Origin of the sequence: Oceaniferula spumae, assembly GCF_042849255.1 — a bacterium.
In the GTDB taxonomy this organism is placed as follows: domain Bacteria; phylum Verrucomicrobiota; class Verrucomicrobiia; order Verrucomicrobiales; family Akkermansiaceae; genus Oceaniferula; species Oceaniferula spumae.
The window spans coordinates 1745316-1769533 of sequence record NZ_AP026866.1; the positions used below are offsets into that span (position 1 = coordinate 1745316).

17 protein-coding genes are annotated in these 24218 nt (G+C 54.0%); 15 read left to right on the top strand and 2 right to left on the bottom strand.

What is annotated here, in order from left to right; all coding sequences use genetic code 11:
* The first annotated feature begins 22 nt into the window (after positions 1–22).
* The 14 genes from ACSPJT_RS07325 to ACSPJT_RS07390 all read left to right on the top strand — a co-directional run bounded on the left by ACSPJT_RS07325 (position 23) and on the right by ACSPJT_RS07390 (position 22445).
* Positions 23–619, top strand: coding sequence for a tetratricopeptide repeat protein (locus tag ACSPJT_RS07325; protein WP_435895717.1), 597 nt, complete (start codon positions 23–25; stop codon positions 617–619).
* A gap of 86 nt (positions 620–705) precedes the next feature.
* Entirely contained in the window at positions 706–3006 is a 2301-nt protein-coding gene (locus ACSPJT_RS07330; RefSeq protein ID WP_435895718.1) for a ComEC/Rec2 family competence protein, read from the top strand.
* A 183-nt stretch (positions 3007–3189) separates the two neighbouring features.
* Complete coding sequence (locus ACSPJT_RS07335) at positions 3190–4758, top strand: ABC transporter permease (RefSeq protein ID WP_435896190.1); 1569 nt, start codon at positions 3190–3192, stop codon at positions 4756–4758.
* Positions 4759–4820: 62 nt separating this feature from the next.
* Complete coding sequence (locus ACSPJT_RS07340; RefSeq protein WP_435895719.1) at positions 4821–6728, top strand: metallophosphoesterase; 1908 nt, start codon at positions 4821–4823, stop codon at positions 6726–6728.
* Complete coding sequence (locus ACSPJT_RS07345; protein ID WP_435895720.1) at positions 6729–7634, top strand: hypothetical protein; 906 nt, start codon at positions 6729–6731, stop codon at positions 7632–7634.
* A gap of 38 nt (positions 7635–7672) precedes the next feature.
* Positions 7673–8233: a ribonuclease H-like domain-containing protein gene (locus tag ACSPJT_RS07350; RefSeq protein ID WP_435895721.1), complete on the top strand. Its 561-nt coding sequence runs from the start codon at positions 7673–7675 to the stop codon at positions 8231–8233.
* Positions 8234–8258: 25 nt separating this feature from the next.
* Positions 8259–10172 carry a biosynthetic arginine decarboxylase gene (gene speA / locus ACSPJT_RS07355; RefSeq protein WP_435895722.1) on the top strand — a complete coding sequence of 638 codons (1914 nt, stop codon included), beginning with the start codon at positions 8259–8261 and terminating at the stop codon, positions 10170–10172.
* A gap of 84 nt (positions 10173–10256) precedes the next feature.
* Positions 10257–11483: a saccharopine dehydrogenase family protein gene (locus ACSPJT_RS07360; RefSeq protein ID WP_435895723.1), complete on the top strand. Its 1227-nt coding sequence runs from the start codon at positions 10257–10259 to the stop codon at positions 11481–11483.
* Between the two features lie 153 nt (positions 11484–11636).
* The gene (gene nspC, locus ACSPJT_RS07365) at positions 11637–12797 is read left to right on the top strand and encodes a carboxynorspermidine decarboxylase (protein ID WP_435895724.1); all 1161 of its coding nucleotides are present in this window, start codon (positions 11637–11639) and stop codon (positions 12795–12797) included.
* 175 nt (positions 12798–12972) lie between these two features.
* A complete protein-coding gene (speB, locus tag ACSPJT_RS07370) occupies positions 12973–13827 on the top strand; it encodes an agmatinase (RefSeq protein ID WP_435895725.1) in 855 nt (284 codons plus the stop codon).
* A gap of 111 nt (positions 13828–13938) precedes the next feature.
* On the top strand, positions 13939–14577 hold the full coding sequence (locus ACSPJT_RS07375; RefSeq protein ID WP_435895726.1) for a hypothetical protein: 639 nt from the start codon (positions 13939–13941) through the stop codon (positions 14575–14577).
* A gap of 34 nt (positions 14578–14611) precedes the next feature.
* Positions 14612–16669 (top strand): flotillin family protein, encoded by a 2058-nt coding sequence (locus tag ACSPJT_RS07380; protein ID WP_435895727.1) that lies wholly within the window; start codon positions 14612–14614, stop codon positions 16667–16669.
* Positions 16670–16715: 46 nt separating this feature from the next.
* Positions 16716–17090 (top strand): GxxExxY protein, encoded by a 375-nt coding sequence (locus tag ACSPJT_RS07385; RefSeq protein ID WP_435895728.1) that lies wholly within the window; start codon positions 16716–16718, stop codon positions 17088–17090.
* A 216-nt stretch (positions 17091–17306) separates the two neighbouring features.
* Positions 17307–22445: a DNA repair ATPase gene (locus tag ACSPJT_RS07390; protein ID WP_435895729.1), complete on the top strand. Its 5139-nt coding sequence runs from the start codon at positions 17307–17309 to the stop codon at positions 22443–22445.
* Positions 22446–22479: 34 nt separating this feature from the next.
* Here the strand turns inward: ACSPJT_RS07390 and ACSPJT_RS07395 are convergent, their stop codons facing one another.
* Positions 22480–23508 (bottom strand): hypothetical protein, encoded by a 1029-nt coding sequence (locus ACSPJT_RS07395; protein ID WP_435895730.1) that lies wholly within the window; start codon positions 23506–23508, stop codon positions 22480–22482.
* On the bottom strand, positions 23505–23918 hold the full coding sequence (locus ACSPJT_RS07400) for a helix-turn-helix domain-containing protein (RefSeq protein ID WP_435895731.1): 414 nt from the start codon (positions 23916–23918) through the stop codon (positions 23505–23507). Before ACSPJT_RS07400 ends, ACSPJT_RS07395 begins: the two co-directional genes overlap by 4 nt.
* Before the next feature lie 126 nt (positions 23919–24044).
* Here ACSPJT_RS07400 and ACSPJT_RS07405 point away from each other — a divergent pair, with 126 nt between their 5' ends.
* Positions 24045–24218: a hypothetical protein gene (locus ACSPJT_RS07405; RefSeq protein ID WP_435895732.1), complete on the top strand. Its 174-nt coding sequence runs from the start codon at positions 24045–24047 to the stop codon at positions 24216–24218.

The window sequence follows — 24218 nt, forward strand, 5'->3', positions numbered from 1 at the left end:
CTGTGCTAGAAATTTCTCCATCATGACCAAATGGATCGTCCATGGACTCGTTTTTCTCTTTGTCGCCGGCGTTGTCACCGCAACGTTTATGAACACGAATAGTGAGGATGACACCAGTGCTGTATTTCAGTTGCCTGCGCTGATGCTTGCCGGTGTGTATGTCGGTATCCTTTTCATCATGTATGTGTTACCTGCCATTACCGAAAAGGCCACCCACATGGTCTATGACTCCGGCGAAATGGTGGAGGAAGATGCCATGCAGGGAGCCCGTGCTGCCTACGCCCGTGGTGACTATGAAGAAGCGATCGAGGTCTACCGCAGCGTGATGGATGACGATCCATACAACCGCCTCCCATGGGTGGAAGTGGCCAAGATCCAACATGATAATCTGGAAGACCCCGACGCTGCTATTCAAACCCTGCGCGAAGCCTTGGAAAGCCACGAGTGGCCGGTGAACGATGCCGCCTATTTCATGGCCCGTCTTTCTCAGATGTATATTGAGGACAAGGAAGATCGCGAGTCAGGAGTCGTGATTCTGCAACAAATGATCGAACTTTTCCCAGAAACTCGTCACTCAGCGAATGCCACGCACCGTTTGCGTGAGTTAGGTGAGATTTAAAATCTCCTAACAATCTGACTTTCCGACCGCAGACTCAGTAAGTGCGGTCTTGCCCCAGCGGGTCGCTCTGCTAGAGTGATTTCCTTGTGCTCTCGTCGCGCTCCATCGGCCGGGTCTTTGCTCGTTGTCCGCTCTGGTCACTACTGATCGGAGTGATCGCTGGCGTGCTCATTGGGGATCATTACGGGACTGAATGGTGGTGGCAGGTGGCGGTATGCGCCGGCTTGCTCGCGTTGATTTTCAGAAAAATACCCGTGTCTCTGTTCTTGTCGGGACTGGTTCTGGCACAGGGGTTTCACGGTAGAGAGATTGCTCATCAGCAGCGCTGGGTCCAAGCGCTCGATCCGGAATACCAAACCAAATACATCAAGCTCAAGGGAGTGATCATCGATACCGGGGCGCGAGGAACCGGCCCGTATCTCGTGAAAGTCACTGATTCTGATCAGAACTTGCCGACAGGTGTGCGTGTGCAGCTTTCCTCCCTCAGCAAGCACCACACATTCATGCAAGAAAAGCCCGAGCCGTTGGAATACGGTGACCGCGTCTCAGTTACGGGAGTTTTAACACCCGTGCCAATTCTCAGAAACCCGCACGGATTCGATCGGGCACGCTGGCTACACAGGCAGGGGGCCGATCTAACTATCCAGCCAGAGAAGTCACCCGATGTTGAGGGTGTCAGCCTATTCAGGATTCCGGTCAGGATGATGTCTCAATGGCGTATACCGCTTCGAGACGCAATGACTGCAGGGTTGGCATCCGAGTCACAGGAGGCCCAACTGATCCGAGCCGTCGTGTTAGGGGAGCGCCCGCCACAGCCTTCTGCGATGCTGGATGATTTCAGAAACAGCGGAACCTTACACGTTTTTGCTGTTAGTGGATTGCATGTTGGAATGGTGGGCACGATCATCGGTTTACTGCTTTGGTTCCTGCGAGTGCCACGCTGGATGTTGATCACACTGACTATTCTCGGCATGGCGATGTATGCAGGCATCACTGGGCTAAGACCACCTGCGGTCAGAGCTGTTCTGATGGCCGCCGTTTTCCTATCAGGCTTTCTCATTTTACGTCGGCCAACGCTCATCAACAGCTTGGCGGCTAGTGCGGTGGCTGTTCTATTATGGGACGGGCACCAACTGTTTACACCCGGTTTCCAGCTCTCTTATGGGGTATTACTTGCGCTGGCTGTTCTCGCTGGCATGTGGGCGAGGGCCTTGAAACCCATGGCCGAAATCGACCCTTTCATGCCGCATCTTTTACTAACACCATGGCAAGAGCGGATGTTAAACGGGAGGAAGTGGCTGAAAAACTCCATCTCAATTTCGCTGGCGGCGTGGATGGGTTCTGGTCCACTGATGTGGTTTCATTTCGGCATCATCACGCCGATTGCCGTGATCGCAGGCATACCTTTGATGGTGATGGTATTTCTGATTCTTGCCTTCGCCATGTTCGGCATTTCGGCAGGCGCCGTTTGGCAACCGATGGGGGAAACCGTCAATCGGACCAATGCCCTGATCGCTAAAGCGACATACAGCTCCGCGGCTTTTTTCGCCAATTTACCAGGTAGCCACTGGTATCGAGAACAGGGTGTGGCATCTGGCAATCGCATTATTGTCTTCGATATTCCCCAGGGTGGCGGTGCCAGCTTCATCGACCTTGGCGGAGGCATCTTATTAGACAGTGGACGAAGGGATCAGCTACGTCATCATGTCTTGCCCACGCTGAATGCATTGCACAGATCCCCGGACTCGCTGATCGTAACGCATGCAGAGTCAGGTCACAGCGGAGGGATGAGTCAGTGCCTGACGAATTTCCATCCGAAACAAGCGCTAATCCCACGCACAGATCTCCGCAGCCCCACGTATCAGGATTTTCTAACACAGGGCACGCGGGAGGATTGCAAACTCGTCATCCCACGACTGGGTCAGGTTTTTCAAATCGAACCCGGTGTGCACATGGAAATCCTCCACGCCCCCGCCGAGCTAGACGGCTACGGTCTGGCCGATGACACAGGCCTCGTCATTCGCTTGCACTGGCATGGCTGGAAAATCCTGTTCACCGGAGATGCTGGATTCAGGACAGAAAAACGCATGCTGTCGTCGGGAATGGATCTGAGCGCGGATGTCATCGTGATGGGGAGAAATACGGGTGATTTCACCGGGAGTCATGAGTTTTACCAACGTATCGCCCCCAAAGCGATTATCACCACGAACTACCACTACCCTGCCCATGAGCGGATTTCGGAAGACTGGCTGAAGATCACCGAGACGCTGGATATCAAGGTCTACGATCAAAAACAGTACGGGGCGGTTACGATTACGCTCAACGATGGGGAATTGACGCTTTCGCCTATGCTCAAAAAGGAAGATATTCTCACTTTACGGCACTGATCGGGCATTAGGGCGGTTGGTGACGGGACTATTCGATGGACAAGCCGCCTCAGAGGTATCATTTTTTCGCCGCCTAGAACAACCGGCATCGACGTTATCGTTAGAAAAAATTTCAGCCTACTCCTTGCCCTGCGCTATTTAAACCCACTGCGCACGCATGTCTCCGTCATCACATTAATCTCCCTGGCGGGTGTCGCCATCGGGGTGATGGTCCTCGTCGTGGTCCTCTCTGTTTTCGGTGGGTTTGAAAAACTCGTGAAAGAAAGGGTGCTCAGCTACACGCCGCACATTACCATCGAACGTGTTGCCCCGTGGCCAGATCCGGAGCAGTTCCCCGAATACAATGCCCAGGAGGAGTGGCGCGCCGTTGAGAAATCAATGAGCTCGCTCAAGGGGGTGGAGAGCGCCTATGCACTGGTGAATGATTTCATCCTACTCGACCGCGAAGGGGCCGTAGCACCTGCATCCATGCAGGCCATCGATACCACCAATGAGTCTCAGCTCAAATCATTACAAGACCTCATCAAAGATGGTAATGGCAATGCGGACATGGGACTCGGCGAAACGGCGGTCATCTCATCGCTCACTGCGGAAAAATTTGGCATCAGCGTCGGCGAAACCATTCAAATCCACACCAACCGCAACTTGAAGCAACTCCAGCCTGTGCTTGATCGCATCGGCTCAGACTCAGCCTACACCACCTTCAACGTCCAGATCCAAGCCTTGGAAAAGGACATGAAAGAGGCCGTGAAGGCCGCGGGAGAACGTGAAGCTGTCGCAATCACGACCATCGAAGACCTTTATTACAACCGTCTGGTGGCCCTGCAGGAAAGTAACCTGCGAACTGCGGAAAAGGACATTGTGCAGTCGGTGCGAGACCACTTGGCCGACAGCCTTGAGCGCACCACCGAGCGTCCGGACAGTAGTGGCGACTATATTTTCAATAAGGGACATATGGATAAAGCCATCGAGCTTTTGGAGTCCCTCAAGACCGTCGACACCAAGGAAGGAGACATCAACGATGTCAAACACATGAAAACAATCGTGCTGCCGAAGGACTTGAAAGTCATCGGGATCTATCAAGCTACTCGACATGCCTACAGCCCCGATGTTTTTGTCCCCCTCCCCACGGGTCAGGACTTGACCGGCCTTGGCGACGGTGTGCGCGGCATCGCTCTGCGTCTAGACGATCCCTACCATGCGGCCAAAGTTCTCAATGAAACCATTCTCAAAAACATGCCGGAAAGTGGTGCCTGGCAGGCCCGCACTTGGATGGAAGATCACCAGCAGCAATTTTCCCTGATCAAAACACAACGTCAGCTCCTCACCTTTTCGCTTTCCTTCATCATGATGGTATCCGCTTTCTCGATCATGGCGGTGATGTTCACAGTCACCATTCAGAAAAAACGTGAGATCGGCGTGATGAAAGCGCTTGGTGCGGCTCCGGCTCAGTTGGTTCGTGTTTTCCTCTATCAGGGCATCATCATCGGCCTATTCGGTGGCTTGATCGGCCTCGGGCTTGGTTATTTTGTGATCGTCAACCGTCAGGCGGTGCTGAACCTTTTCGCTTCATGGGGCTTCGATCCCTTCCCATCAGAATTCAATGGCTTCGAAGGGCTTCCGGCGATCATGCAGCCAGCGGAGTTCATCGGAGTGTTCGTTTTCGCCTTTGTCATGTGTGTGTTCGCTACGCTCGTGCCAGCCATTGTCGCCTCTCGCAGCGACGCCGCAAAATCGTTGAGAAATATGTAATTTGCTCGGCGTATCCCTATTTCTACTTATCACCTCTGTCTCGTTCGATGATTAACTCGTATTTGAAGCTCCACCTTATTTCTCTCTGCTTTGCTAGCGCTCTCGTCCCGGCTCATGTGCAGTCCGCGGTCACTCGTGCACCATATCTACAGCTAGCCACACCCACCTCGATCAAAGTGGTCTGGAGAAGCGATCGGGAGGTCGTTCCCAGCGTTCGCTTTGGCAAAAAAAGGGATGACCTCGACAAAGTATGCCACGGGCCTCAGGTCCTCCACCGAAGGATCCAAAAGTTTGCCGCCCCCGGCACACAACCACTTCACTCAGCCCCTGCAAACACCCATCAGTTCGAAGGCTCCATCACAGGTCTCGAGCCGGACACTCTTTACTACTACGCCGTTTATCATGGTGAAAACCGCGTCACTCAAGATGATGGCAGCTATTACTTCCGCACCCACCCGAAACCTGGAGCCAAGAGAGACCTCTACTTTTGGGCAGTTGGCGACTCCGGCACGGGCCGCCCCATCCAGCAAAAAGTCCATCAGGCGATGCGCGAGTATAACATCAAGAATAAGCTGACTCTTGATATGTATATTCACGTAGGCGACATGGCTTACACCGATGGCAGAGACAAAGAGTTCCAAAACAGCTTTTTCAATATCTACAAAACCACTTTGCGCAACACCGTCTGCTGGGCTGCCATGGGTAATCATGAAGGGCGCACATCGAATGGAAACACCGGCGTCGGTCCGTTTTATGACGCTTACATCAATCCCACCCAGGGAGAAGCTGGCGGGGTGCCATCAGGTAAGGAATCCTACTACTCCTATGACTACGGTCGGGCCCACTTTATTGTGCTCAACTCACATGACCTCGATCGTCGACCCACCGCCGCCATGGCTCAGTGGCTGCGCGAAGACCTCGCCAAAACATCAACTGGGAAATCCGACTGGATCATCGCCTTCTGGCACCACCCCCCATACACCAAAGGCTCACACGACAGCGACAAGGAGCATCAACTCATCGAGATGCGGCAGCACATTATGCCCATCCTTGAGTCTGGAGGTGTGGATCTCGTTCTAACTGGCCACTCGCACATTTATGAACGCTCGATGCTAATCGACGGCGCATATGAAACCCCTACGGTAGCCGAGAACAAAGTGTTAGACGATGGCGATGGCGATGTCACTGGCGACGGTGCCTATCAGAAGAGCCCCGGACTCAAACCTAACCAAGGCACCGTGCAAGTAGTCACCGGACACGGCGGCACCGGCCTTAGACGCAAAGGTTATTCCCCTGTCATGAAGCGCAGCATGGTGATCCACGGATCCTCTCTGGTTCATATTTCAGGCGACACAATGAAGGCCTTGATGCTGGATAGTGAAGGCAACATTCTCGATCGTTTTTATATCGAGAAAAAGAAAGAAGTCACCCCCAAGCGCATCGCCAAGCCGTGGAAACCAGGTCCACCGAGTGAGGGCAAATACCTCATCAAGAAAAACGCCGATTGGCATTTTCTGGCAGGCGCCACCCCACCTGCAAACTGGACCGCAGCAGACTTTGATATTTCCAACTGGAAAATTGGCAAGGCTGGTTTCGGATACGGAGATAATGATGACAGCACGGTGCTGGACATGCGCGGCAAATTCAGCACCGTTTACCTGCGCAGATCATTCAAAATTGATCAACCTAATGACGCTCTCAAACTCTGGCTCGCTATCAACTACGATGACGCGTTCATCCTCTACCTCAATGGTAAGGAAGCCATGCGTAGAGGTGTAGGCAAAGGAAACGCAGCCAAAGCCAAACAAATATCATCCCACGAAGCTGGAACATTTGAGTTATTTGATCTCAAGCCGTATGCGCATTTGCTCAAACGTGGGGATAATGTCATCGCCATCGAAGGGCATAACGTGTCGTTGAAGAGTTCCGATTTCAGTCTACACCCAGCGCTCATTCTCAAAACCAAGTAGATGTTCGCCCGTATTTCATCGATCATGCTAGCCTCGGCTATGCTGAGCCTGACTGGTTTACGAGCTCACGAAAGCGCCGAGCATACTCTCGAACACCTCAATATCGAGCTTAAGAAGGAACGCACTCCGGCTCACCTCTATCAGCGGGCGCTGGCTTACCGGTCTCTGGGCCAACTTCAAAAAGCCAAGCCCGACCTGCTTGAAGCCATCAAGCTCGCGCCAAAGAACCTGGGATATCGTATCGAGTTAGGCAGTCTGGAATTAGCGGCACACAACTCTGACGGAGCCCTGCAGTCGGCGACTCAGGCGATGCCGCTTGCAACCACACCTGAACAGCGCGCCGCTTTACACATGCTCCGAGCCGAGGCCTATCATGTCAGCAGCAAGGCCAAGCCATCACTCCAAGCATGCCAACTCGCTTTCAAAGAAAAACCCAAAGGTGAAATCGAATGGTTCCTCCTGCGTTCTGAGAACCAGCGAGTTTTGAAGCTCCACGATCAGCGAATTTCAAACCTAAAAACCGGTATGGAGTTGCACCCCAGCGCCGTGCTCAAAGCCCACTGGGTAGACAGCATGATCGATGCTGGGAAATTCCAAGACTCACTAAAAATCATCGATTCGGAACTCAAGGACCGACGCTGGAAATCAGACTGGCAGGTCAAGCGCGCCCGAGCCCTCTACGGACTCAAACAGAACGCCCAAGCCGAAACAGCCTTATACTCTGCACTCGCTGAAATCCAACAACGCTTGAACCCCAAACGCCCTGATCCCTTGCTCCTCGCCGATCAAGGCACAGCCCACGCCCTATTAGGCAATCGAGCCGCTGCACAATCGTGTCTTGATAAGCTGCGCCGCCACCGTGCAGCCCCTTGGATCACCTCGCCCTTGGAATCTCTGCTCAAGTAATCCTTGATTCTTGAGTCCTGATTCTTAACTCTCCTCACATGCGCGACATCGTTTATTTTGACTTGGAAACCCAGCGTAGCTTCGGCGACGTGGGAGGGGCCAAAAACAAAGATAAAATGGGCATCTCCGTCGGCGTCGCCTACTCCACCCGCACCGAGCAATATCACATTTTCGGCGAGAACGATACCGAAGGCCTAGTCAACATGCTCACCCGCGCAGATCTTGTGGTCGGCTACAACCACATGTATTTCGATTACCCCGTGCTCCAAGGCTACACCATCCTCGACCTGGCAGACAGCACGGTGAACCTCGATATGCTCATCGAAGTGGAAAAAATTCTCGGTCACCGACTGAAGCTGGACTCCCTCGCATCCGCCTCCCTCGGCATGGGCAAATCCGCCGACGGCTTAGACGCCCTTCGCTGGTGGCAGGAGTATAAAAAAACCGGCAATACCGAGCCGATGATGAAAATCGCCGAGTATTGCTGCTACGATGTCAAAGTCACCAAAGAGGTGCACGAATACGGCATCAAAAACGGATTTCTAAAATACCACGACCGCAACGGTAATCCGACCCAAGTGGACGTCGATTGGGACTAAACCCCATTTTCTAACATAAACAATCATGAGCAAGTCTTCCTCGTGGGACATTGAGTCGTCCAACGATCTCTACGGAGTCGATAACTGGGCCAACGAATTCTTCAGCATCGCCAAAAACGGCGAGCTCCATGTGCATTTGCACGACGAAGGAAAAACAGCCTCCGTCAGCATTCCGGAAATCGTCGAGGGCATCCGCGAGCGTGGCCTGGACACTCCATTGCTACTCCGTTTCCACGATCTCTTGGCCGACCGCATCCGCAACCTGAACAACGCCTTCAATTCCGCCATCAAGGAAAACAACTACCAAGGCAACTACCGCGGAGTTTACCCCATTAAGGTGAACCAACAGCAGCAGGTCATCGAGGAAATCACCGAGTTCGGCGAGCAGTATCACTACGGTCTCGAGGCCGGCAGTAAACCTGAACTCCTCGCTGCCCTCGCCTACATGCACGATCCCAAAGCCTACATCATCTGCAACGGCTACAAGGATCAAGAGTTCATCGACCTCGCCCTACAAAGCACCAAGATGGGACTGCAAATCATCCTGGTCGTGGAAATGCCCAGCGAAATCAGCCTCATCCTCGAGCGGTCCAAAGCCCTCGACATCCGTCCGATGTTAGGTGTCCGCGCCAAGCTCTCCACCTGCAACAACAGCCACTGGTCACACTCCAGTGGCGAGAACAGCGTCTTCGGCCTGACCACTAACCAGATTCTCAACGCCGTCGATACGCTTCGTGAGAACGAAATGTTAGACTGCCTCAAACTGCTCCACTACCACCAAGGCTCCCAAGTCCCCGACATCCGTTCCATCCGCGAGGCCGCCACTGAAGCCTCACGCATCTACAACGAACTGGTCAATGAAGGCGCAGCCATGGGATTGTTAGACATCGGTGGAGGTCTCGGCATCGACTACGATGGCTCCCGAAGCGACAGCCACAGCAGCCGGAACTACGGCATCTACGAATACGCCGCCGACATCATCGACGTCGTGAAAACCGTCTCAGACGAAGCCGGCCACCCCCACCCAACAATCATCAGCGAATCCGGCCGAGCCGTCGCCGCCTACTACTCCGTCCTCATTTTCAACATCCTCGATGTCAACAGCCCCTCCGCCGACTCGGTCCCACAAAGCATCCCCGAGAAAACCCACCCCCACCTCAACAAACTCAGCGAAGTAGAAAGCTACCTGAACGAGGAAAACCTCCAGGAGTGCTACAACGACGCCGTATACTACCGCGAGGAAATCCTCTCCCTGTTCCGTCACGGCAACGTCTCCCTACGCGAGAGAGCCTACTGTAACTCCCTCTTCACCCGCATCATCACCCGCATCCATGAGATCGCCAAAACCATGGAAGACGTGCCAGAAATCCTTGCCGACGGTGACCCATTCCTCGATGTCTATTACGGAAACTTCAGCCTCTTCCAGTCGCTCCCAGACTCCTGGGCCATCGACCAGCTGTTCCCGGTAATGCCCATCCACCGCCTCAACGAGGAACCCACCGCCAAAGCCACCCTCGCTGACATCACCTGCGACTGCGATGGCCGCATCGATAACTTCATCATCGACGGCGAACACCAAAAGCATATCCCCCTCCACGCCCTCAAAGAAGGCGAAGACTATCTGTTAGGAGTCTTCCTAGTCGGAGCCTACCAAGAAACTCTAGGCGATCTCCACAACCTGTTAGGCGATACCAACGTAGTCAGCGTCGGCGTCAAAAACGGCAAAACCCAATACCTCCGCGAACTAGCAGGCGACACCATCTCAGACGTCCTCTCCTACGTAGAATACGATACCAAGAACCTAGAAGAACGCTTCCGCTCCCTAGCCGAACGTTCCGTCGAAGAAGGCAAAATCACCCCCGCCCAGCGCCGCCAAATCATGGACGCCTACCGCGAAAGTATCGGCGGCTACACTTACTTCGAATCCCACAACTCCTAACTCCAACTCCCTCCACCCCAGTGGAGCTAGCACCTATTTCCTAATCCCCAATTCCTGTTTCCCATAAAGCAATCCCAATTTCCCATGTCCCATAAACCATCCACACTCATCATCGGAGCCGGCGGCGTCGGCCGCGTCGTCGTTCACAAGTGCGCCCAACTCCCAGACACCTTCGGCAAGATCACCCTAGCCTCCCGCACCAAGTCTCGCTGCGATACCATCGCCGCCGAGATCGACTACCCGATCGAAACCGCCGCCGTCGATGCCGACAACGTCGCCGAAGTCGTCGCCCTGATGAAACAAGTCAAACCTGACATCCTCATCAACGTCGCCCTCCCATACCAAGACCTCACCCTCATGGAAGCCTGCCTCGAAGCCGGTGTTGATTACCTGGACACCGCCAACTACGAGCCGAAAGACGACCCAAAATTCTCCTACACCTACCAGTGGCCCTACCACCAACGCTTCGTAGACGCCGGTCTAACAGCTCTTCTTGGATCAGGCTTCGACCCCGGCGTCACCAACGTCTTCTGCGCTTACGCCCAAAAGCATTTCTTCGATGAAATCCACACCGTCGACATCATCGATGCCAACGCCGGCGACCACGGCCTCCCCTTCGCCACCAACTTCAATCCAGAAATCAACATCCGCGAAATCACCGCCAAAGGCCGCTTCTGGGAAGGTGGCGACTGGAAAGAAACCGAGCCGTTAGAAGTCCATCAACCATTCGACTTCCCCCATGATGAAGTAGGCACCAAAGACATCTACCTCCTCTACCATGAGGAAATGGAATCCCTCTGCCAGAACCTCAAAGGCCTCAAACGCATCCGCTTCTGGATGACCTTCTCCCAGAACTACATCAATCACCTAACAGTCCTGCAAAACGTCGGCATGACCGCCATCGAACCCGTCGATTTCCAAGGCCAAAAAATCGCCCCCTTAGAATTCCTCAAAGCCGTCCTCCCAGATCCAGCCTCCCTAGGCCCCCTCACTAAAGGCAAAACCTGCATCGGCTGCGTCATCGACGGCGTCAAAGACGGCAAACGTCTCCAGAAATACATCTACAACATCTGCGACCACCAAGAGGCCTACGCCGAAACCAATTCCCAAGCCATCTCCTACACCACCGGAGTCCCCGCCATGATCGGCGCCAAAATGATCCTCGAAGGTCACTGGAAAACACCAGGCGTCAGCAACATGGAGCAAAACGACCCAGACCCCTTCATGGAAGCCCTAAACCAACACGGCCTCCCCTGGCAAGTAGTCGACGGCGCCCCATTCCTTGAGCAGCTCAAAAAACACAACCCCTGAAACTTTCCGTAAATTCCGAAATTTCCGTGGTTGAAAAATCGAATAATCAACCCAAGAAAAATTCGCCCAATTCGCAAGATTCGCGGTCCAGCGCCGCAGGCATCAACCCAAACAACTTTCGCGTATTCAGCGTATTTCGCGGTCAAAAAAATCATGTCCAAAGACATCCTAACCATCTGCGCTCGCCCGTCGATCCCCACCCCTTGCCATCTCCTCCACCGAGGTTTGTTAGCCAACAACCTCAAGATCCTCGCCGATGTCCAAGAGCGCAGCAGTGGCAACATCATCCTAGCCCTCAAAGGCTTCGCCACCCACTCCACCTTCCCCCAGATTGCCAAGGTTCTAAAGGGCACCACCGCCAGCTCCATCAACGAAGCCAAACTCGGCATCGAGGAGTTCGGCGGAGAAATCCACACCTACTGCGTCGCCTACAAAGGCTCCGAAGTTCGCTGGCTTTCCACCCGAGCCAACCACATCACCTTCAACAGCCTAAGCCAATGGCAGCGCTTCCAAAGCATCGTCACCGCTGAAGAAAACAAAGCCTCCTACGGCCTCCGCATCAACCCGGAATACTCCGAAGTAGAAACGGAAATCTACAACCCCTGCCGACCCGGCACCCGTTTCGGAATCACCGCCGACGTCCTCAACGAAGCCGACCTTACAGGCATCGAAGGCCTCCACTTCCACAGCATGTGCGAGCAAGGAGCCGACACCTTAGAGCGGACTCTCGAACACGTAGAAAAGAAATTCGGCCGTCATCTCCTCAACATGAAATGGCTCAACATGGGCGGCGGACACCACATCACCCGACCTGACTACGACACCGATCTCCTAGTCCAGCTCATCAAGCACATGCGCAACACCTACGAGCTAGAAGTTTACCTAGAACCCGGCGAAGCCGTCGCCCTCAACACCGGCTTCCTAGTCAGCACCGTCCTCGACCGCTTCAACAGCAACGGCCACGAAGTAGCCATCTTAGACACATCAGCATCCGCCCACATGCCCGATGTGTTAGAAATGCCCTACCGCCCGGAAATCATCGGCGCCGGCGAAGCCGGCGAAAAACCCCACACCATCACCCTAGGCGGCCTAACCTGCCTGGCCGGCGACATCATCGGCGACTACTCATTCGACGAAGACCTCAAGGTAGGCGACCGCCTAGTCTTCACCGACATGGCCCACTACTCCATGGTAAAAAACACCACCTTCAACGGAGTCAACCTCCCCTCCATCGCCAACTACGACCCAGCCTCCAACCGAATCGACCTAGTCAAAGAATTCACCTACGAATCCTACCGAGACCGGTTGTCCTAGGGGACGGTGGTCAGTGGTTAGTAGTCAGTAAGCAGTAAGCAGCCACACACAACCCAAGTCTTCCTTTCGCGCATTTCGCAATTTTTCGCGGTCAAAGCGCCGCAGGCAACATCCCAAGCACGCAACCCAAGCAAACTTTCGCGTATTTAGCGTATTTAGCGGTCAAAAAAAAATCATGCACTTCCTATCCTCCGAGTTCCCCCAGTCTACCCCAGAAGACGCCCTCTTCCACATCATCCCGATGCCCATGGAACAGACCGTCTCCTACGGCGGTGGCACAAACCTCGGCCCCGAAGCCATCCTCGAAGCCTCCTACCAGTTAGAAGCGCACGATGGCACCAGTTACCCCGGCGAACTCGGCATCCACACCACTGACGCAGTCGACTGCACCTCCTCCGCCGAAACCTGTTTCAAAAACCTCGAAACCGCCTGCACCCCCGTTTACGAAGCAGGAAAAATCCCCGTCACCCTCGGCGGCGAGCACTCCCTCTCCATCGCCCCAGTCCGCGCCCTGCACAATCTCCGCCAAGACTTCGGCGTCGTCCAAATCGATGCCCACGCCGACCTCCGCGACGCCTACGAGGACTCACCTAACAGCCACGCATGTGTCATGCGCCGCATCCACGAGCTCGGCGTCCCCATTTTCCAAATCGGCATCCGCAACCTCTGCCAGGAAGAAATCGAATACCGCGCCGACCAAAACATCGCCTACCTAGACGCCCGCGAACTCGCACGCCACGGCATCCCCGAAAACCTCCTCCCAGCCGATTTCCCCAAAAACATCTACCTCACCTTCGACGTAGACGGCCTAGACGCCTCCCTCATGCCCGCCACCGGCACCCCGGAACCCGGCGGCCTCACTTGGTGGCAAGCCCTCGATGCCTGCGAAGCCGCAGCCAAAGGCCGCAAAATTCTCGGCCTAGACGTCGTCGAGCTAGCCCCCCGCCCAGAGCTCCACTCTTGCTCCTACACGGCTGCCAAACTCACCTACGCCCTCATGGGCATCGCGGCGCGCAGCCGTGATATCTAACGTATTTTTATTATCAGCCCGTCGTAGATCCAGCACCTTGCGTCGGGACTGCAAAAAATACGAACATTTGTAATAGCACGATGTAACCTTTTCCTGTTTTATCACATCGTCGTGAAGGAACTCTGGGAAATCGCTATACAACCACACAACTTACCGCTGACCTGTGTCGTCGGTTTGTTCATGCTCTACTGGATCAGCTGCATACTCGGCATCTTTGGTGTCGACTCGCTAGACATCGACCTCGATCCCGATCTGGATCTCGATGCTGACGTAGATGGCGACAGCAGCAACGTCCCCTCACCGATTGCCTCCGCCCTGCGCTTTGTCAACGCAGCCGATGTGCCCTTGATGGCCATCCTAACACTGCTCTCCGTCTTCATGTGGGTCTCCTCCATGATGGCCAATTATTACCTCAACCCCGAGCACCAGGACTGGCTCGTGCTGGTGATCTTTTTCTCATCCTTCGTGGTTTCTGTCATCTTGGTAAAAATAGCCACTGCCCCACTGGTTCCTGTTTTCAGAAAAATGAAGCAGTTAGAAAAAGCAGAACCGGCAGTCGGCGGCACCGCTACGGTGGTATCTGTCGAAGTGACTGGAAAATACGGACAGTGTGAGCAGAAACGCACCTCAGGCGCTCCAGCCACACTCAGCTGTATTACCTCTGAAGAATCTCCCATCCCCCGCGGCACCGAGGTCGCCGTCGTAGCCTACGATAAAAAACGCGGCCTTTACACCGTCAGAACCCTCTAACTCAAATAATCCAACAACCAATAAAATGAATAGCATGAACATCATCGCACTTGCCGGACCCGAATGGATCTGGGCCATCGTCATCCCCATCGCGATCCTCATCGCCGGCCTCTTCGTCCTCATCCTTCTGTTCTATCGTAAGGTGGAAAAAGGCACCGCCCTGGTGGTCACAGGTCTCCCCAAGACCAAGGTGATCTTCAACGGCGGCACCGTCATCCCCTTGTTCAACCGAGCCGAGCTGATGGACATTTCCGTCAAACGCATCGAGGTCGACAGAACAGGGAAAAACGGCCTGATCTGTAAGGACAATATGCGCGCAGACATTAAGGTCGCCTTCTTTGTTCGAGTTAACAATATCGAGGACGACGTGCTCCGCGTAGCCGAGTCCATCGGTTGCGACCGCGCTTCTTCTGAATCAGAAATCCGCGCCCTCTTCGATGCCAAGTTCTCCGAAGCCCTGAAAACCGTCGGTAAGAAATTTGATTTTATCCAGCTCTACGAAGAGCGCGATACCTTCCGCGATGAAATGCTAAAGATCATCGGCACAGATCTGAATGGATTCGTGCTAGATGATGCCGCCATCGATTACCTCGAACAGACACCCCTCGAGTCGCTCGACCCCGATAACATCCTCGACGCCGAGGGTATGAAAAAAATCCACCACCTCACTGCCGAGCAGGCGAAACTTTCTAACAATATCCTGCGCGACAAGGAAAAGGTGATCAAACAACAAGACGTCGAAGCCCGCGAGGCCATCCTCGAGCTCGAGCGCCAACTCGCCGAGACCGAGGCCAAACAAAAACGCGAAGTCGAAACCGTCCAGGCCCGCGAAACCGCCGAGACCATGCAGGTGCAGGAAGAGCAACGCCAGAAGGCCGAGCAAGCACGCATCGCTGCCGAAGAAGAAATCCTCATCGCCGAGGAAAACAAACAGCGCCAGGTGCTCGTCGCCCTGCGCAACAAGGAGCGCACCGATGCCGTCGAGATTGAGCGCGTCAAACGCGACCAGGAACTCGAGTCCATCGAACGCCAGCGCATCACCGAGCTGAAAGACATCGAGAAAGAGAAAGCCCTCGAGGTCCAGCGTAAGGAAATCCAAGACGTGATCAAAGAACGCGTCGCTGTCGAGAAGACCGTGGTCATCGAGCAGCAGAAAATCCTCGATACCGAAGCCTTCGCCGGAGCCGACCGAGACAAGCAAGTCAAAGTCACCAACGCCGAAGCCCTCGCCCAGGAAATCCTCATCGAGCAAATCAAGCGCGCCGAGGCTCTCAAGGAAGCTGCCATCCTCAAAGCCGACCAGGAACTCTACGAAAGAGTCAAAGCCGCCGAGGCCGATAAACAAGCTGCCGAACTCCGCGCCGAGGAAATCGTCGTCGCTGCCGAGGCCGAGCAAGCCGCCGCTGAGAAACAATCAGCCGCCAAGAAAATGCTCGCCGAAGCCACCGCCAAGGAAGCCGCTGCCGTCGGCATGGGTGAAGCTGAAGTCATGGTCGCCAAGGCCGATGCCTCTGAGAAACAAGGCACCGCAGACGCTACCGTCAGTCGCCTGAAGTTCGAAGCCGAAGCCACCGGCATCGAGCAGAAAGCCGCCGCGATGAAACTCTTCGAGGAAGCCGGTCAGGACCACGAGGAATTCAAACTCGAACTCGAGAAGGAAAAAGCCGTCGACCTCGCCCAGATCGACGTCCAACGCCAGATCGCCGAGCAACAAGCCATCGTGGTGGGCGAAGCCCTCAAGTCTGCCAAGATCGACATCGTCGGTGGCGAGACCGAGTTCTTCGATCGCATCACCAAAGCGATCACCACCGGCAAAGTGGTCGACCGCACGGTCAACAACTCCCGTGTGTTAGAAGACGTGAAGGAAACCTTCTTCAATGGCGACCCGGAATACTACAAGAGCCAGATGGCCTCATGGATCGATCAATACGGCATCGAAACCGAGGACATCAAGAACCTCAGCGTAGGAGCCCTGTTAGGAAACCTAATCACCCAAGCCAACGGCGAAGACCGCAGCAAACTCCTAACCTTCCTAAACGCCGCCGAACGCTTCAACCTCAAAGAAACCCCCGCCAAGGATTTCATAGGGTAGAGCATTACGAACCACGGAAAGAACGGAATTCACGGAAGTTTTTGTCATGAGTTTACTATTCAAGGACGAGAGCTACGCCCTCCGGGGCGCTTGTTTTGAAGTTTACAAAGACAAAGGCAGTGGATTCCTGGAAGATGTCTATCAAGAGTGTTTAGAAATCGAATTCACTCTGCAAGGTATCCCCTTTGCAGCTCAGTCACCTCTCGGCCTGAGCTACAAAGGCAAGCCTCTCAGGCAAAGCTACAAACCTGACTTCATCTGCTACGATGAAATCATCTTAGAAATCAAAGCTGCCAAAAACATCGACGACACCCACCGTGCCCAAGTCCACAATTACCTCAAAGCCACCAACAAACGCTTAGGCCTCCTAATCAACTTCGGCCATCACCCCAAAGTCCAAATAGAACGAATCATCCACTAATCAAAAAGTTCAAAAATGATCCCTCAACCCAAGGAATCCACAACCCAAGCACTTCCGTGTATTCCGTGCCCTTCCGTGCCCTTCCGTGGTTCAAAATTGAATTATCAACCCAAGCAACTGACAACCCAAGCAATTCCGAGCTTTCTGTCTGTTCCGTGGTTCCCAATCGATTAATCAACCCCAGCAATCACAAAATAAGATCCGTGGTTCAATAAAATGTCAGATCAACAACAACTAGAAGGCGGTGCCTATGAGGTCATTCGCGGGCGCATGGAGAAACACGGTGCGGTCCTCCAGGAGCGTATCGATTCCCTCAACGCTGCCCGCAAGGACATCTTCGGCGCGGTCGATCCCGCCCTCATCGCCACCGAGCGTGTCAGCACCGAGCACAACTGTGTCTCGCGCGACATGGTATCCATCGGTGCCAACCGCTTTCTGTTTGGCTACAACATCCAGTTCGGTCTGAAACAAACCACCGATCCGGACGACGTCTTTGCCTGTTATGATTTCGAACCGGAAAGCCACACCTTCACCAAGGTCGATCTCGCCACTGTGCTCGGCGGTGATTTTCCCACCGATTTCCAATACATCTACAAGTATTACAAAGAGGCCACCTTTGTAAAATTCATGGTCATCGGTGCCCACCTCTACATGGGCATGCGCATCGGCAAGGGGCTCGATGACATCAAGACCTTCAAGTGGCTGCTCAAGGGCGGCGGCGAGCTGGAATACCTCGGCAATCGCTTCGACCACGAATACAAGTTCCCCCAGCAGCAGGAGTTCGATTGGGTTCGCGCCCACCGCGATATGCAGCGCCCCGGCGAACACCCGCACATTTCCATCGAGGACCGCATCTTCGTGGAAACTGTCGGCGGAGATCTAACAGTCAAGATCGAGGACAACACCGCCTCCGGCCACGGCATCTATCAGGAGGACGTCACCGATCGCGATCAGACTCTCGACGATGCCGAGATCTTCTACGCCATCGTCGGCCCGCTCATCCTGCTGAAAATCCTCCCCTACCGCGAGGAGTTCTACCGCTATCTGGTTTATAATGAAAAAACGCAGACCGTGCACCGCCTGGACTCCATCGGTCACTCCTGCGTCCTTCTGCCGGACGATCACGGCATCATCTTTTCTAACGGCTACCTCCTGCTCAGTGGCGAATCCAAGACCTTCGATCACGGCTTGGACGACATGCGCTTCGACAAGCGTATCGCCTCCGCCAATGGCGAGGACACCCTCTACGTCTTCTACAATCGCTCCAGCGGCGACTACGTCCTACTCTCCTACAATCTTATCGAACGCAGTGTCGATACCCCCATCATCTGCTCCGGATACTCGCTGTTCCCCGATGGGAAATTGCTCTACTTCCGCTCCGAGGACGGCGCCCAGAAGCACCACGTCATCCAGGTCTGGCAGACCCCCTACCTCGACGAGGACTTCAGCGCCACCGTCACCGATGAGAACAACAGCTTCCTCTTCAAGTTAGGTAATGCCGACATCGTCCGCTGCATGGCCGAGTGCCGCGAGGTGCTGAATTTGTTAGGAAAGGAAGACTCCTACGCCGGCCTCTACCTCGATCTGGTGAAGAAGACCGGCGACATCAACGACACCTACTTCTGGCTCAGCAAGGACGAGGCCTTCAAGCTCTCCGAACCCCTGCGCGAGATCAACGCCGCGGCGAACTCCGCCATCAATGAGTTTGAAAAAGTGGTGCGTCTGCGCGAGTCCACCGCCGAGAGCACCCAGGAGATCCAGGAGCAAGTGCAGACACTGCTGCGCCAGGTGGAGCACTCACCGCCGGATGACATCCAGGGATACGTGCACCAGCTCTCCAGCCTGCGCACCCTGCGCGGCGATATCATCGGCCTGCGTGACCTGCGCTATGTCGATCTGGAAACCGTCGCCACGCTCGAGCAGCAAGTGGTCGAGGCCACCGAGACCGTTTCTAACAAAACCGTCAAATTCCTCCTCACCCCCGAGGCGCTCAATCCCTACAAAGCCGCTGTCGATGAGCAGAAGAAAGCGATCGCAAAGCTGAAAAAAGTCACCGAGGCAGACGAGTCGAGCGAGAGGCTCGATGAAGCCGGCGCCGAGCTGGAAATGCTCATCGATGTGGTTTCGAACCTCAAGATCGAGGACGCCACCCAGACCACCGCAATCATCGATTCCATCTCCGGCATCTACTCCACGCTCAATGCGGTTCGAGCCGAGCTGAAGAACAAACGCCAATCGCTCGCCAAGGCCGAGGGCACCGCCCAGTTCGGCGCCCAGATGAAGCTGTTAGGCCAGGCCGTGGTCAATTTCCTCGACCTCTGTGACGACCCGCAAAAATGCGATGAATACCTGACGAAAGTCATGGTCCAGATCGAGGAGCTCGAAGGCAAGTTCGCCGAGTTCGATGAATACGCGGAGGAACTCGCCGCCAAACGCGAGGAGGTTTACGATGCCTTCGAAACCCGCAAAACCTCCCTGCTGGAAAAACGCAACCAGCGCGCCGCGAATCTAGTGAAGTCCGCCGAGCGCGTGCTCTCCGGCATCAGCAAGCGCGCCGAAGGATTCAAGGAAATCAACGAGATCAACGGCTACTTCGCTGGCGATCTGATGATTTCCAAAGTCCGCGATATCATCGAGCAGTTAGAAGGCCTTGGCGACTCCGTCAAAGCCGCCGACATCCAGACCCAGCTGAAAACGCTGAAGGAAGACGCCGTCCGGCAGCTCAAGGATCGGAAAGAACTCTTCGTCGATGGCCAGAACATCATCCAGTTCGGCAAACACAAGTTCAGCGTGAACACCCAGGAGCTGGAGCTCTCCATCGTGCCTCGCGATGGCCACATGTGCTTCCACCTCGCAGGCACCGACTTCTTCGAGCCCATCACCGATCCCACTTTCCTCTCCACCCGCGCCATCTGGGACCAGGAAGTCATCTCCGAAAACAAAGCCGTCTACCGCGCCGAGTATCTGGCGTATCAGTACCTAAGGAGCGCGGGTTTCCAACCCGCATCAAAAAAAACCGGCAACGCCGCAGACCAAAATCTTCAATCTTCAATCTTATCTCTAGAATCCCTCCAACAATTCGCCGCCTCCCGCTACACCGAGGGCTACACCAAAGGCGTGCACGATCACGATGCCTTCAAGATCCTCCAAGCCCTGATCCCGATCCACAACGAAATCGGCCTGCTCAAATACTCCCCCGCCACCCGAGCCGCCGCCATCCTTTTCTGGAACACATGGGACAGCCCTGAAAAAACCACCCTCGCCCAGCAGCTCGCCTCCCACGCAGCCATCCGCAAATCCGGCTTCACCACCGGCACCGATTCCCAAGTCTACATCGCCCAACTCCAGTCCGCTTTCGAAGCAAGCCACTCCCCACTGATCACCGATCACGGATCACTGTCCACTGGCGTAGCCACTTACCTCTACGAGCAGCTCTCAGCCGGCACAGCCTTCGTAGTTTCCCCCGAAGCCGACCAAATCATCACCCACTTCAAAAAATCCCTCACCGCCAAATCCGCCAAAGGAGCTGAAAAAGCCTACGAAGAATCCATCGCCAACCTAACAGGCCAAGCCAAATACCGCACCATCCTAGACTGGCTCCAGTCCACAGAATCGCAAAGCGATTCCTCCCCCACTGATCACCGATCACTGCACACTGACTACCTCCGCGAAGCGGCAGCCCACGTAACATCCGGCAATCCGGAAAAAATGGCGGTGCATCATGTAACCGTCACCGCCGAAATCCCCGGCCTCCTAGGCTCCCACTCCGTCATCCAAGAAGGCGAATACCACCTCCACTACAACACCTTCATCGACAAACTCTCCCAGTTCGAAGCCGAGTCCGTTCCCACCTACCGCGCCTACCTGAAGAGCAAACACGAGCTCACCGAGGCCAAGCGCGCCGACATGCGCCTCTCCGAGTTCAAGGCCCGCGTCATGTCCTCGTTTGTGAGAAACAAGCTGCTCAACGATGTCTACCTCCCCATGATCGGCGACAACCTCGCCAAGCAGATGGGAACCGCCGGTGCCGACACCCGCACCGATCGCATGGGCCTGCTTCTCCTCATCTCCCCGCCCGGCTACGGCAAGACCACGCTGATGGAATACGTCGCCGATCGACTCGGCCTCACCTTCATGAAGATCAACGGCCCCGCCATCGGCCACGCCGTCACTTCACTCGATCCGAACGAAGCCCCAAACGCCTCCGCCAAGGAAGAGGTGGAAAAGCTGAACCTCGCACTGGAAATGGGCGACAACGTCATGCTCTACCTCGATGACATCCAGCACTGTAACCCCGAGTTTCTGCAAAAATTCATCTCCCTCTGCGACGGTCAGCGCAAGATTGAGGGCGTCTACAATGGCCAGGCGAAAACCTACGATCTACGGGGGAAAAAAGTCTCCGTCGTCATGGCAGGAAACCCCTACACCGAAAGCGGCGGCAAGTTCCAGATCCCCGACATGCTCGCCAACCGCGCCGATACCTACAACCTAGGCGACATCATCGGCAGCAATGCAGACTCGTTCAAAGCCTCCTACATCGAGAACTCCCTCACGTCGAACAGCGTGCTCTCCAAGCTCGCCTCCCGCAGCCAGAAGGACGTCTACGCCGTCATGCGCATCGCCACCACCGGCAGCCAGGAAGGCATCGATTTCGAAGGCAACTACACCCCCGCCGAGATCGAGGAATTTGTCCAGACCACCAAGCACCTCTACACCGTGCGCGATACCATCCTGCGCGTGAATCTGGAATACATCCGCTCCGCCGCCCAGGAAGACGCCTACCGCACGGAGCCAGCCTTCAAGCTGCAAGGCTCCTACCGGAACATGAACCGCATCGCCGAAAAGGTCCTCCCCATGATGACCCACGAGGAAGTGCGCGAGCTCGTCATCGATCACTACGAAAACGAATCCCAGACCCTCACCACCGGTGCCGAGGCAAACCTGCTCAAGTTCAAGGAAATGGAAAACATCCTCACCCCGGCGGAGGAACAACGCTGGGCCCAGATCAAAAAGGACTTCAACAAAAACAAATTGTTAGGAGGAGCCGGAGAAAACGACCCCATCGCCCGCGTCGTCGCCCAGCTCACCCAGTTCAACGACGGCCTGGAGTCCATCCGAGACGGCATCACCACCGCCGGCACCAACTACTCCCAACCCCAAAGCCTGGCCAAAGACACCATCAGCCAGCTAGAAAAAATCATCTCCGGCCTGAGAGCTGTCCCTGTTGAGGTGGACATCAATCTAATCGCAGACCAAAGCGACGGAGTCGAAGACCTCGAAAAAGTATCCAGAAAGAAAACGGCTAAGAAGAAGTCACCTATTCAAATAAAGCCTGATGTGAAACAGGGGGAATAGCCACTAAATGCATCGTCTCTCTCCTTTTCGTCGCTTACTCAACCGGTATAAGTATTGCGTAAAAGGTCCCCCCCAATTTGCGCGCCTCTACTTTAACCTTCAGGTGATCGAGTGATCCACCACGTGAGTCGGTCCAAAGTTCAAGATTTTCAATAGCGCCTTTCCGTAAAGCTTTAGATGGCCTGTGAAACACATTATAGATCAATGAAGTCTTTGGAACACGGTAATTTTTAGGGATGTAAATAGAGTAACGGTCCATTAAATCGTTGCCGAAGGCACGAACCACACGCAGTGAGGGCTTAACTTCTTGGTTTCCCGCTTTGCGCTGAGCTTTCTCCTTTTTATTAAATCCTTCGCCAGCTTCCAAAATCAGGCAAGGATGCTTACATCTTTCCATACAGGTGATGAGTGTCGAAGTTAGGCTGGCTTCATCGGAGAATTTCCTCCTAACATTCTCAACTACCGAAAACGACAGGAGCCCTTCATTTTTTTGCAACTCCATTCCTAAAATAGGGTCAAAAATAGGCCCATAAAATGCTAAGTCTTTGGCAAGGTAGTCTGTAAGGACTTCAATCGGCTCCTTTACTTTAACTTCAACTGTCGTCCTCCTCAGGGGTAACTGAAGCTCTTTAACTGCGGTTAGACAATGTGCAATTTCGTGCCAGAGCGTCCAATGTCTCCTGTATTGCTTCTCTCCTCGGCAATCGATAACTGCGACCCAAGGACACCCATTTTCGTTAGGCTTATCTAACATTATAAAAATACCAAAAGCATCCGGGGACAATTGTTGGCTTAATGCAGCAAAAATAAACTCGCCTTCATCGACATAAGATTTAGCAACACGATTTACCTCCTCGTCTGACCAGACACGATGCACTTCGAGTTTTAAACTTTCACAAATACGATCTTCAAATTGATCAATGTTAATGACTGATCCTACGCCATAGACTATAGTTCTCACTTTCTCACGGCAGTATTGGCGAATACTTTCGACAGGATCTCCTTCGTAAAGCTCTAAAGAGTTCGCTAATCCAATAATGTCAGGATGTGTAGAAATGTTCATTTTAAGTGTTCTTTAACTGCTTCGTAAAAAGGTTTCCAATCGAAATCTTCAAGATCTTCTGACTTCGATTCGCTGCGAAATGCCAAAATTTGCTTGCGTAATTGGAGCAACATAGCTGTGTGTGAAAAACTAAGATCCTCGTCTTGAGCAAAAACTGCCAAAGAAGCTGGTATATCCAGTTGGTTATTTGTTTCACGCAATTTATTCTCTCCTGTTATAAGATAATCTGCAGATACACCGAGGGCTTTACTCAAAGCAGCTAAAGAAGTTCCATTTGCCGTTTTCCGTTTGTCGTTTTCCAAGTCGGAAAGAAAGCCTTTGCTCAAGCCTGATCGAGTAGACAGTTCGGCTAAAGTCCACAGTAGTTCTTTACGCCGATTCTTAATTCTTTGACCTATAGTATTTATCACTGGAAGAACATTGCATCAGTTCAGAATACCATCAAGAACATTTATTCAAAAAAGAACTTGAAGTTCGCACCTGCGAACTTTATTATGTCTGCGAACCACCCAGAAGAGGTGGAACAATAAATAACCATGGCTACCAACCCACCAACAGGAGACAACGCCCGAAAAGGCGCCGTAAGACAACGTTCACAAACCCTGAACCCGAAGAATAATAAATGGATCAAACGAAACACCAATACAGGCCAGTTTATGGATCAAAAAGCTGATAATAAACCGTTCAAAGGCGTACGTAAGGAAAAATAA

Bases quoted from the DNA above. Each gene is read 5' to 3' on its own strand.
- ACSPJT_RS07325 (WP_435895717.1), top strand. From the start codon at position 23: ATGACCAAATGGATCGTCCATGGACTCGTTTTTCTCTTTGTCGCCGGC.
- ACSPJT_RS07345 (WP_435895720.1), top strand. From the start codon at position 6,729: ATGTTCGCCCGTATTTCATCGATCATGCTAGCCTCGGCTATGCTGAGC.
- ACSPJT_RS07350 (WP_435895721.1), top strand. From the start codon at position 7,673: ATGCGCGACATCGTTTATTTTGACTTGGAAACCCAGCGTAGCTTCGGC.
- speA (WP_435895722.1), top strand. From the start codon at position 8,259: ATGAGCAAGTCTTCCTCGTGGGACATTGAGTCGTCCAACGATCTCTAC.
- ACSPJT_RS07360 (WP_435895723.1), top strand. From the start codon at position 10,257: ATGTCCCATAAACCATCCACACTCATCATCGGAGCCGGCGGCGTCGGC.
- nspC (WP_435895724.1), top strand. From the start codon at position 11,637: ATGTCCAAAGACATCCTAACCATCTGCGCTCGCCCGTCGATCCCCACC.
- speB (WP_435895725.1), top strand. From the start codon at position 12,973: ATGCACTTCCTATCCTCCGAGTTCCCCCAGTCTACCCCAGAAGACGCC.
- ACSPJT_RS07380 (WP_435895727.1), top strand. From the start codon at position 14,612: ATGAACATCATCGCACTTGCCGGACCCGAATGGATCTGGGCCATCGTC.
- ACSPJT_RS07385 (WP_435895728.1), top strand. From the start codon at position 16,716: ATGAGTTTACTATTCAAGGACGAGAGCTACGCCCTCCGGGGCGCTTGT.
- ACSPJT_RS07390 (WP_435895729.1), top strand. From the start codon at position 17,307: ATGTCAGATCAACAACAACTAGAAGGCGGTGCCTATGAGGTCATTCGC.
- ACSPJT_RS07395 (WP_435895730.1), bottom strand. From the start codon at position 23,508: ATGAACATTTCTACACATCCTGACATTATTGGATTAGCGAACTCTTTA.
- ACSPJT_RS07405 (WP_435895732.1), top strand. From the start codon at position 24,045: ATGGCTACCAACCCACCAACAGGAGACAACGCCCGAAAAGGCGCCGTA.